This window comes from Protofrankia sp. CiP1_Cm_nod2, from assembly GCF_920664355.1.
Lineage (GTDB): Bacteria > Actinomycetota > Actinomycetes > Frankiales > Frankiaceae > Protofrankia.
Genome location: NZ_CAKKTL010000023.1, coordinates 15,654 through 25,938, shown reverse-complemented (window position 1 = coordinate 25,938; position 10,285 = coordinate 15,654). Strand labels below are relative to the sequence as shown.

Genomic DNA, 10,285 nt, shown 5'->3' with positions numbered 1-10,285 from the left:
AGCGGCGGTGGGGACGGCAGTGGCATCAGGCCCGGTCCGAGGCGTGCCCGGCGGCTGCCGGGTGGCCTGGCGCAGGCGCGGCCTCCGCGGCGTTCAACGGCTCGTATGTCACTGAGAGCTCACCTTCCGCGTCCAGCTGGGTGAGGATGTGGCCACGCCAGCGTGCGTCATCAGTGTTACCGAAATCTTCCCGCCAGTGCGAGCCGCGGGTTTCCTGACGCATTGTGGCAGCCGCGACCAGCGCTGTGGCGACGGTCCGCAGGTTGGTCATCTCCCAGGCGTCCGGGCCGGCGGTGACGGTGCCGCCGGCCCGCAGGTCCCCGAGGGCGGCCAGCGTCTTCGCGGTCGCCCGCAGGCTCTGCGCACTGCGCAGCACTCCGGCGCCGTCGGCCATGGCGCGGGTCAGGTCGGCGCGGGCCGCCGGGTCGGCGAGCCCGGCCGAGCCGCGTCCCACCACCGGGTTCGCCGGCTTCGTCGGGGCGGGCAGCCCCCGGGCGAGATCGGTGCCGATGCGGGCGGCGAAGACCAGCCCCTCCAACAGGCTGTTGGACGCCAGCCGGTTCGCCCCGTGCACGCCCGTGCAGGCGACCTCGCCGCACGCGTACAGCCCGGGGACGCTGGTCCGCCCCCAGACGTCGGTGCGTACGCCGCCGCTGGCGTAGTGCGCTGCCGGAGCGACCGGGATCGGCTCGCGGACCGGGTCCACGCCGGCGGCCCGGCAGCGGGCGGTGATCGTCGGGAAGCGCCGCAGCAGGGTGGCGCTGCCCAGGCCGCGGGCGTCGAGGTAGAGGTGGTCGACGCCCTGGGCGGACATCACCTGGGACATCCGCTTGGCGACGACGTCCCGCGGCGCCAGGTCGGCGAGCGGGTGGACGCCGTCCATCACCCGGTGCCCGGCGGCGTCCACCAGGTGGGCGCCCTCGCCGCGCATGGCCTCGCTGACCAGCGGCTGCTGGCCGGAGACGGACGGCGCGCCGGACGGCTCATCGTCGCCGCCAGCCGGTCCGGTCGCGCCGGCCGGGCCCGCCCCCGCCCCCAGCCGCGCTCCCGCTGCCGTCGACGGCGGGACCAGCCACAACGCGGTCGGATGGAACTGGACGAACTCCAGGTCGGTGACGACCGCGCCGGCGCGCAGCGCCAGCGCCACGCCGTCCCCGGTGGACACCGGCGGGTTCGTGGTGGCGGCGAAGATCTGCCCCATCCCGCCGGTGGCGAGGATCACCGCGCGGGCGGCGACCGCGCCCACCCCGTCCTTGCTGCCCTCGCCCAGGACGTGCAGGGTCACCCCGGCGGCGTTGCCGTCGGCGTCCAGCAGCAGGTCGAGGACGAGCGCGTGCTCGATCACCTCGACGCCCGGGTCGGCGCGCACCGCCGTGATGAGCGCCCGTTCGACCTCCAGGCCGGTGGCGTCGCCGCCCGCGTGCACGATCCGGCTGCGCAGGTGGCCGCCCTCGCGGGTCAGCGCGAACCCGCCGGTGGAGCCGTTCCGGTCGAACGCGGCGCCCAGCTCGGCCAGCTCCCGCACCCGGGCCGGCCCCTCGGTGACGAGGATCCGCACGGCGTCGGCGTCGCACAGCCCGACCCCGGCGGTCAGGGTGTCGGCCAGATGATCCTCGGGGGAGTCCTCCGGGGCGAGCGCGGCGGCGATGCCGCCCTGCGCCCAGCGGGTCGACCCCTCGTCCAGGCGCGCCTTCGTGACCAGCAGGACCCGGCCGGCGGGCACGGCCGCGCGGGCGTGCAGGACGGCGCTGAGCCCCGCGATCCCCGACCCGATCACCACGATGTCGGCGTCGAGGGCCCAGCCCGGCCGGGGCGTGCCGAGGCGGCAGGGCAGGAAGGTCATGGGCGGACCCGCGCTCCGACCGTGGCCGGCCGCCCGCCGTCCGGCTCGTGCCGGGGCGCCTCCCGGCCGGTTCTCGTCCCGTCGACGGACAGCTGATCGACCGACAACGGCTGGACGATGTCCCCGCGCAGGCTGGACGGGTCGTCCGGGATCGCCGCCGCCGGATCCTGCCCGTGGGCGACGACCCGGTTGGTGGCGTCCACGAACAGCACCCGCGGGGTGAACCGGCGGGCCTCGGCATCGGCCATGACCGCGTACGCCAGAATGATCACAAGATCTCCGGGATGGACAAGCCTTGCCGCCGCGCCGTTGATCCCGATGATCCCGCTGCCGGGCGGGCCCGCGATCGCGTAGGTCTCCAGCCGGGCGCCGTTGTCGATGTCGACGATCGTGACCTGCTCGCCGGGGAGCAGGTCCGCGTCCGCCATCAGGTCGGCGTCGATCGTGACGGAACCGACGTAGTGCAGGTCGGCCTGGGTGACCGTGGCGCGGTGGATCTTCGATTTGAGCATGGTCCGGAACACGGTCAGCCGTCCTCCCCGGGCAGCGTGAGCTCGATGTTGTCGATCAGACGGGTGGTGCCCACCCGGGCCGCGACCAGCAGCAGCGCCTGGCCGGTGCGTACCGGTGCCAGATCGTGGGGGCCTGCCAGCCGCAGGTAGCCCACCTCGACGTCCGGTTCGGCGGCGAGCACCTCGCCGGCGGCGGCCAGCACCACGTCCGCTCCCTCGTCGGCGACGCGCACCCCGACGGCGAGCGCCCGTGACAGCGCGAGCGCGCTGCGGCGCTGGTGGGTGGTCAGGTAGGCGTTGCGGCTGGACAGCGCCAGCCCGTCCGGGGCCCGCACCGTCGGCACCGCGACGATCTCGGTCGGGAAGGCCAGGTCACGCGCCATCCGCCGGACGAGGACGAGCTGCTGGGCGTCCTTCTTGCCGAAGAAGGCCAGGTGCGGGCGGGTCAGGTGGAGCATGGTCGCGACGATCGTGAGGACGCCGTCGAAGTGCCCGGGGCGGCTGGCGCCCTCCAGCACCTCGCCGAGCGAGCCGGCGCTGACCCGGACGAGCGGCGGGGTCTCGTGTACGACCGGCGGGGCGAAGACGATGTCCGCGCCTTCGCGGCCGCACAGCTTCAGGTCGGCGTCGAGCGTCCGGGGGTAGCGGGAGAGGTCCTCGCGGGGGCCGAACTGCAACGGGTTCACGAAGATCGTGACGATCAGCTGGTCCGCGCGGGCCCGGGCGGCGCGGATCAGCTCGGCGTGCCCGGCGTGTAACGCGCCCATCGTCATGACGACAGCCCGTGTAGCATTTGCCGCTAAGGGTGACGCGTCGAGCAGTGAGTCGAGTTCCGCGCGGCTCAGGGCCAGCGCCGGTTCCCCGTCGCCGGGCGATCGGGGGCGTGGCGAAGCCGCGGTTGCGGATGTGGCCATCAATGTCGTTCCAGTCCTCGTAGGGGTACCGGACGTCGCGCGCCAGCCTAACCCGAACGCGATCGCGCGCGCACGTCTGTCACGTACCGCATATGTGACAAGCGGCTGGCGGCCGCGGCCGGCGGTTACCGGCCGGCGGGCTCCGGCCGGCGGCGACGCGGCCCGGCGGGCCGAGGGTACGCCCGCCGGGCCCGGGGTGCCGGGCTGCGGTCGGACGTCCTGGAACACCTGCCCGGGACGGCGCCTACCGGGCCCGCGCGGTGGCGATGTAGCCGGCGAAGGAGGTGCCGGTGAGGCGTTCGTACGCCTCGACGTAACGGGCCCGGGTGGCCTCGACCACCTCCGGCGGAAGCTGCGGCCCGGGAGCGGTCCGGTCCCAGCCGGTGGACGCCAGGTAGTCGCGGATGAACTGTTTGTCATAGGACGGCTGGGAGCCGCCGGGCCGCCACTGGTCGGCGGGCCAGAACCGGGACGAGTCCGGGGTCAGCACCTCGTCGCCGAGCCGCAGGACGCCGTCGGCGTCATAACCGAACTCGAACTTGGTGTCGGCGACGATGATGCCGCGCCCGGCGGCCACGTCGACCGCCCGCTCAAAGATCTCCAGGGTGAGTTTCTCCAGCTCGGCGGCGGCCTCGGGGCCGACCTGGGAGGCGGCCTGCGCCCGGCTGATGTTCTCGTCGTGCTCGCCGACCGGCGCCTTCGTCGACGGGGTGTAGATCGTCGCGGGCAGCCGGCTGCCGTCGACGAGGCCGGCGGGCAGCGCGTGGCCGCTGACCTCGCCGGTGCGCTGGTAGTCCTTCAGCCCGCTGCCGGTGAGGTAGCCGCGGGCGACGCACTCGATCGGCACCATGGTCAGCCGCCGGCACAGCATCGACCGGCCGCGCAGCTGCTCGGCGTAGGGGGTGAGCTCGTCGGGGTACTCGTCCACGTCGGTGCTGATCACATGGGACGGTACGAGGTCCGCGAGCTGGTCGAACCACCACAGCGACAGTCCGGTGAGGACGGCGCCCTTGTCCGGTATCTCGGTGGGCAGGACCACGTCGAAGGCGGAGATCCGGTCGCTGGCGACCAGGAGCACCGCGTCCTCACCGACCGCGAACATCTCGCGTACCTTGCCCGACCCCAGGTGGGTCAGCCCGGCGAACTCCTCGTGCGTCAGTGGCATGCTCCGACCGTATGCGATGCGCCGGGCGTCCTCGCCGGCAACAGCCTCGCCGGCAACAGGATGTTCTCGCCGGCGACAGGACGCCCCCGCCGGTGACGCGGCGTCGTGGCCGGTGGCCGGGCGTCCTGCCGTTGACGGGACGTTGCGGCCCGTGACGCGGCGTTGCGGCCGGTAGGGTGCCCGGCCCGGGGATTCGGGCGCGGTTGTCGGGCACGATGGCCGGTATGGCAACCGAGCACGCGGCCCCCACACCTCCCACCGCCCCCGAGCCTCCTGAGGCCCCTGAGGTTCCTGAGGTTCCCGACGTCCTGGCCACCCGTTACGCCTCGGCCGAGATCCGGCGGCTGTGGTCACCGGAGAGCAAGGTGGTCGCGGAGCGCAGGCTGTGGCTGGCAGTGCTGCGCGCCCAGCGGGATCTCGGCCTGGAGCTGACCGCCGGTGTGATCGAGGACTACGAGCGGGTCCTCACCGAGGTCGACCTGGCCTCGATAGCCCGGCGGGAGCGGCTGCGGCGCCACGACGTCAAGGCCCGCATCGAGGAGTTCAACGCCCTCGCCGGCCACGAGCACGTGCACAAGGGCATGACGTCACGTGACCTCACCGAGAACGTCGAACAGTTGCAGGTGCGCAGCTCGCTCGCGCTGATCCGGGGGCGCATGGTCGCGGCACTGGCCCGGCTGGCCCGGCTGGCCGCCGAGTACGACTCGCTGGTGATCACCGGGCGTAGCCACAACGTTCCCGCCCAGGCAACCACGCTCGGTAAGCGGTTCGCCTCCGCCGGGCAGGAGCTGCTGGCCGCCTTCGAGCGGGTCGAGGACACCCTGGAGCGCTACCCGCTACGCGGGATCAAGGGCCCGGTCGGGACCGGCCAGGACATGCTCGACCTGCTCGGCGGAGACGACGCCAGGTTTGCCGAGCTGGAGCGTCGGATCGCCGGGTTCCTCGGCTTCGGCCGGGTGCTGACCAGCGTGGGCCAGGTCTACCCGCGGTCGCTCGACTACGAGGTCGTCACCGCGCTGGTCCAGGCCGTGGCCGGGCCGGCGAGCCTCGCCACGACCATCCGCCTGATGGCCGGCCACGAGCTGGCCACCGAGGGCTTCGCCGCCGGCCAGGTCGGCTCGAGCGCGATGCCGCACAAGATGAACACCCGGTCCTGCGAGCGGGTGAGCGGCCTGTCGGTGGTGCTGCGCGGCTTCGCCGCCATGACCGGCGAGCTCGCCGGGAACCAGTGGAACGAGGGGGACGTGTCCTGCTCGGTCGTGCGCCGGGTGGCGCTGCCCGGCGCGTTCTTCGCCGCTGACGGGCTGTACGAGACGTTCCTGACCGTCCTGGACGACTTCGGGGCCTACCCGGCCGTGATCGCCCGGGAGCTGGACCGCAACCTGCCCTTCCTGGCCACGACGAAGATCCTGATGGCCGCCGTCCGCCGGGGCGTCGGGCGGGAGACCGCCCACGAGGTCATCCGGGAGCACGCGGTAGCGGTCGCCCTCGCCCTGCGGGAGAAGGGGGCGGAGCACAACGACCTGCTGGCCCGGCTGGCCGGCGACGACCGGCTGGGCCTGGACACGGCCGAGCTGTTGTCGGTGCTGGCCGAGCCACTGACGTTCACCGGAGCGGCCCGGGCTCAGGTCGCGGCCTTCTGTGCCCGGGTGGGCGACATCGTCAGCCGCTACCCGGACGCCGCCGTCTACACCCCCGAACCGATCCTGTGACAGGCGATCCTGTGACAGCCGATAGCGGCAGCCGATCCTGCGGCAGCCGATCCTGTGACGACAGCCGGCAGGGACGCGCCGGGCGGGTGAGATGCGCCTGCCCGGCGGGAACTGTCCGACAGGCGCCCATCCAGAATGATCATCCGATGTGACGGGTGAACAAGGCCGCCTGCCCGGCGGAAGCCCCTGAGCGGGGTGCGCCGGGCAGGCGGGATGCACCGAGGTGCCGGGACTCGCCGAGCGGCGGCCCGGCCGGTTGGTGGACGGTCAGCGGTCGGGGGTCAGTGCCTCCTCGAGGCCCGCGGCGGCGGCCTTCTCGAAGTCGTCCTTGAACGCCGTGAGCAGGGCCTGCAGGCCGGGGTCGCTCAGGGCGAGGATCTGGGTGGCCAGCACGGCGGCGTTCGTGGAGTTGTTCAGCCCCACCGTGGCGACCGGCACCCCCGGCGGCATCTGCACGATGGCGAGCAGGGAGTCCATACCGTCCAGCGCCCCACCCGTGATCGGGACGCCGATCACGGGCAGTGTTGTCAGCGCGGCGACGGTTCCGGGCAGGGCCGCGGCGAGCCCGGCGCCGGCGATGACGACCTCGATACCACGGGTGGCCAGCTCGCCCACGTACTCCGCGAGGGTGCGGGGGGCGCGGTGGGCCGACACCGACACCTGCTCGTAGGGGACACCGAAGCGCTCCAGGGTCGCGCCGGCCTTGCTCATCGTCTGGGCATCCGAAGGGGAGCCGTAGACGATGGCAACCTTCGGTGACTGCACGTTCGGGCCGCTCCGAGGGATCTCGCTCATACCTGCTTGCTCACTCACCTTCTGGACGACTGGCTGATCGTAGGTGGACGACTGGCTGGCCGGACGCGGGAAGCCCGGGGCGGGCACCGCCCACCCGGCGGCCTACGGCGTCCCCGGGTGGGCGGACACGCCGGACACGCCGGGCAGGGCGGATATCGGCGGCACAGGCGTCAGTACCTCTGCCCCCACGGCTCCCATGGTTCTCCTTGGCCCCCGTGGCGGGGGATCCGGATCCGCGCGGATCCGGATCCCCCGCATCTGCTGTATCTTCCGGATCCCGTGGCCCGGCTGTGCTGATCTGTCTGGTCAGGAACCTCGCTCCGCCGACCCGCCGGCCCCGCCGCCGGGCGCCGCCTGCCGGGTCGGGACGCCGATGCGGGTCAGGTCGCCGATGTCGGTCCGGTAGTGCGCTCCGGCCAGCGACAGACGGCTGATCGCCTCGTAGGCCGAGCCTCTCGCGGCCTCCAGATGTGACCCGATTGCAGTTACGCACAGTACACGTCCGCCGGACGACACGATCCTGCCGTCGGCGTCCCGGCGGGTGCCCGCATGCAGGATGTCCACGCCGGTGAGGGCCTGCGCGGCGGCGAGGCCACTGATCGGGTCACCGATTTTTGGTGACTGTGGGTAGCCAGAAGCGGCGACGACCACCGTGACCGCCGCGCCGGCGCGCCACACCGGCGCCCGGCGCCCCGACAGCACGTCGGTCAGTGGCGTGGCCAGCAGCGCCAGGATCGCCTGCACCTCGGGGTCGCCGAACCGGACGTTGAACTCCACGACCCGCATCCCGCGGGAGGTCAGCGCGAGACCGGCGTAGAGCAGGCCGGAGAACGGCGTGCCACGGCGGGCCATCTCGCCCACCACGGGTCTGATCACTGTGTCGACGACCTCCGGGACGAGCCCGGGCGGCGCCCACGGCAGCGGCGCGTAGGCACCCATCCCGCCGGTGTTCGGCCCGGTGTCGCCGTCTCCGGCCCGTTTGTGGTCCTGCGCGGGCAGCAGCGGCACGACCGTGCCGGCCTCCGTGACGATCGCGAACAGCGAGACCTCGGGGCCGTCCAGATACTCCTCGATCACAACCCGGTCGTCCGCCCGGCGCAGGCAGGACCGCACGGCCGCCACCGCCTCCGCCCGGTCGGTCGTCACGGTGACGCCCTTGCCGGCGGCCAGCCCGTCGTACTTGACGACGTAGGGCGGGCCGAACTCGTCGAGGTCGGCCAGGGCCGGCTCGATCTCGGTGTGGTCACGGGCGGCCGCGGTCGAGACGCCCGCCGCGCGCATCACGTCCTTGGCGAACGCCTTGCTGCCCTCCAGGCGTGCCGCCGCGGCGGACGGCCCGAAGCAGGCCAGCCCACGGGCCCGCAGCTCGTCGGCTGCCCCGGCGACCAGGGGGACCTCCGGCCCGATGATGGTCAGATCGGCCTGGACGGCCTGCGCGAGGGCCGCGACGGCGTCCGGGTCGCCGACGTCGAGCGGACGCGGCTCGGCGAGATCCGCGGTGCCGGCGTTGCCCGGGGCGCAGACGACCGAGCCCACGGCCGGGTCGTGCGACAGCGCCCGGCACAGGGCATGCTCCCGGCCGCCGGAGCCGACGACGAGCACTTTCACCGCGTCACCTGTTACCCACTGCCACCGCCGGGCCGGTCGCCGCCGCTGAACGAACCGTCAGCACGGAACGAGCGGCTGCCGCCGAACGAGCTGTTACCGTCGGAGCCGCCACTGCCGTGGGAAGGGCCGCCACCGGAGCGGTCGCTGCCGTCGCTGCCGTCGGAACGGCCGTTGCCGTCTGCCGGGCTGCCGTCTGCCCGACCGGTGGCCGGTGGCCGGCCGTGCGCGCGGTCACGGGCCCTGCGTGGGAACCGGTATGGGAGGGCACGCGGTACAGGGTAGCGCCCAGCGCGATCAACTTTCCGGCCTGGCCCGGCCGCGGGATGTGCTCAAGGTGTGATAACCGTGGGCGCTCCGGGCGAAAACGAACACATTTCGTGACGGACGCCTGGCTGGCGCTCGCCGGGATCCGCGCGGGCGGTGTGTGCCCTGCCCGGCCGCGCGCCCGCTCCGCACCCGCGGGCCCATGCGCCCACGTACGCCCACGGGTGTCTGCCGGGACCGCCTGTCCAGCCGGGACCGCCTACAGGATGACCCCGGCGCGCCACAGCGTGTGTGCCAGGCCGTACACCAACTGCTGCGCGCAGCGCCGGGCATCCACCTCGGCCATGGAGCCGATGACCGCGTGGACGTCCACCGGCCACACCCGGACATCGCGGCCCAGGGCGTACAGGGCCCCGGGGTTGTCCCGGCCCTCGAAGGCCCGCCCGTCGCGGTCGACGAAAAGGTGCAGGCAGCGGCCCGTGTACGGGAACTCCTCGTTACGCCAGTACAGCACCGGCCAGACCAGCGGTGACGTGACGTGCCGGCCGCGCCGGCGGTCCCTGGCCTGCCCGGAGCCGCGCCGACCGGCCTTCCCGTCGTCGCTCCCGCCGTTGGTGATCTCCGTCGGGAGCCGCCCGGCCGCGTCGTGACCGGCGGTGTCGTGGCTGGCCGGGCCGGCAGCGGTGGGAGCCGGGATCGGAAGCGGCGCCGGGTCCCACTGCTGCCGGCGGCGCCCACCGCGGGCCACCGGTGGCAGGCGCTGCGGGAGCACGCGGACGCTTACGTCCGGTGAGAGATTCTGGGCCGCGCAGATGGCGAGGAACTCGGCGATCTGCCTGTCCACATGGGTGGCGACGGCGTCCGCCCGCCTGCGGCGCTGCTCCTCGGCGCGGTTGGCGCTGCGGACGGCGTAGCTGCCGCGAACGACCACCTCCACCAGGCCGGCGGGAGGTACGTCGCCGATGGGTGAGAAGCCGACCGGCCGGGCATGCGCGCCGACGCCCTGCCGTACCGCCTGCGGCTGGGTGACCAGGCCGGCGGCGTGCGCCACCGGCGTCCGGTGGGCCGGCAGGGAACCGACGGGGCCGGCCGGGGCGGCCGGACCGGACGTGCCGCCCGCCGCCGGCCTGCCACCGCGCGGCAGGCCGGTCCGTGGGATGCCGGGTTCCAGCCGGTGGCCGTCGGGGCCGGGGCGGGTGGGGGCCCACCTGTCGTCCGGCGTGTTCGGCCGGGCGTCCCCGGCGGGGGCGGGCGGCGGCGCGGAGCCACCGCCTGTCGCGGCCACCCCCGGCGGCCTGCCGTTCATCAGGGCTTCGGACGGCCTGCCGTTCACCGGGCCGCCGCCGCTCGCGGCGGTGCCGCGGTTCGCCGTGTTCCCGCCACTCACCGAGTTCCCGCGGTTCGCCGTGTTCCCGCCACCCACCGGGTTCCCGCGGTTCGCCGCGTTGCTGCCGTTCACCGGGCTGCCGCCG

At 74.0% G+C, this 10,285-nt stretch carries 8 protein-coding genes and 1 pseudogene; 2 read left to right on the top strand and 7 right to left on the bottom strand.

Annotated features, from left to right (window positions below; genetic code table 11):
* Window positions 1–25: 25 nt before the first annotated feature.
* The 4 genes from NBW84_RS04400 to NBW84_RS04385 all read right to left on the bottom strand — a co-directional run bounded on the left by NBW84_RS04400 (window position 26) and on the right by NBW84_RS04385 (window position 4,434).
* A complete protein-coding gene (locus NBW84_RS04400) occupies window positions 26–1,843 on the bottom strand; it encodes an L-aspartate oxidase (protein WP_250281947.1) in 1,818 nt (605 codons plus the stop codon).
* Window positions 1,840–2,367, bottom strand: a complete 528-nt coding sequence (gene panD / locus NBW84_RS04395) for an aspartate 1-decarboxylase (RefSeq protein WP_250281946.1) — start codon at window positions 2,365–2,367, stop codon at window positions 1,840–1,842. The genes NBW84_RS04400 and panD overlap by 4 nt, the downstream gene beginning before the upstream one ends.
* Before the next feature lie 2 nt (window positions 2,368–2,369).
* Complete coding sequence (gene panC / locus NBW84_RS04390; protein ID WP_250281945.1) at window positions 2,370–3,269, bottom strand: pantoate--beta-alanine ligase; 900 nt, start codon at window positions 3,267–3,269, stop codon at window positions 2,370–2,372.
* Window positions 3,270–3,513: 244 nt separating this feature from the next.
* Window positions 3,514–4,434, bottom strand: coding sequence for a phosphoribosylaminoimidazolesuccinocarboxamide synthase (locus NBW84_RS04385; RefSeq protein ID WP_250281944.1), 921 nt, complete (start codon window positions 4,432–4,434; stop codon window positions 3,514–3,516).
* 215 nt (window positions 4,435–4,649) lie between these two features.
* On the opposite strand from NBW84_RS04385, the gene purB reads away from it, so the two are divergent.
* Window positions 4,650–6,146 carry an adenylosuccinate lyase gene (gene purB, locus NBW84_RS04380; protein WP_445548632.1) on the top strand — a complete coding sequence of 499 codons (1,497 nt, stop codon included), beginning with the start codon at window positions 4,650–4,652 and terminating at the stop codon, window positions 6,144–6,146.
* A gap of 267 nt (window positions 6,147–6,413) precedes the next feature.
* Here the strand turns inward: purB and purE are convergent, their stop codons facing one another.
* From purE to NBW84_RS04365, 3 genes are all read right to left on the bottom strand, one after another.
* On the bottom strand, window positions 6,414–6,941 hold the full coding sequence (gene purE, locus NBW84_RS04375; RefSeq protein ID WP_250281941.1) for a 5-(carboxyamino)imidazole ribonucleotide mutase: 528 nt from the start codon (window positions 6,939–6,941) through the stop codon (window positions 6,414–6,416).
* Between the two features lie 306 nt (window positions 6,942–7,247).
* Complete coding sequence (gene purD / locus NBW84_RS04370; RefSeq protein WP_250281938.1) at window positions 7,248–8,549, bottom strand: phosphoribosylamine--glycine ligase; 1,302 nt, start codon at window positions 8,547–8,549, stop codon at window positions 7,248–7,250.
* A 523-nt stretch (window positions 8,550–9,072) separates the two neighbouring features.
* On the bottom strand, window positions 9,073–9,864 hold the full coding sequence (locus NBW84_RS04365; RefSeq protein ID WP_250281936.1) for a hypothetical protein: 792 nt from the start codon (window positions 9,862–9,864) through the stop codon (window positions 9,073–9,075).
* Window positions 9,865–10,009: 145 nt separating this feature from the next.
* Between NBW84_RS04365 and NBW84_RS04360 the strand changes: the two are divergent.
* A pseudogene (locus NBW84_RS04360) lies at window positions 10,010–10,285 on the top strand (hypothetical protein); the annotation flags it as partial.

Bases quoted from the DNA above. Each gene is read 5' to 3' on its own strand.
- NBW84_RS04400 (WP_250281947.1), bottom strand. From the start codon at position 1,843: ATGACCTTCCTGCCCTGCCGCCTCGGCACGCCCCGGCCGGGCTGGGCC.
- panC (WP_250281945.1), bottom strand. From the start codon at position 3,269: ATGGCCACATCCGCAACCGCGGCTTCGCCACGCCCCCGATCGCCCGGC.
- NBW84_RS04385 (WP_250281944.1), bottom strand. From the start codon at position 4,434: ATGCCACTGACGCACGAGGAGTTCGCCGGGCTGACCCACCTGGGGTCG.
- purB (WP_445548632.1), top strand. From the start codon at position 4,650: ATGGCCGGTATGGCAACCGAGCACGCGGCCCCCACACCTCCCACCGCC.
- purE (WP_250281941.1), bottom strand. From the start codon at position 6,941: ATGAGCGAGATCCCTCGGAGCGGCCCGAACGTGCAGTCACCGAAGGTT.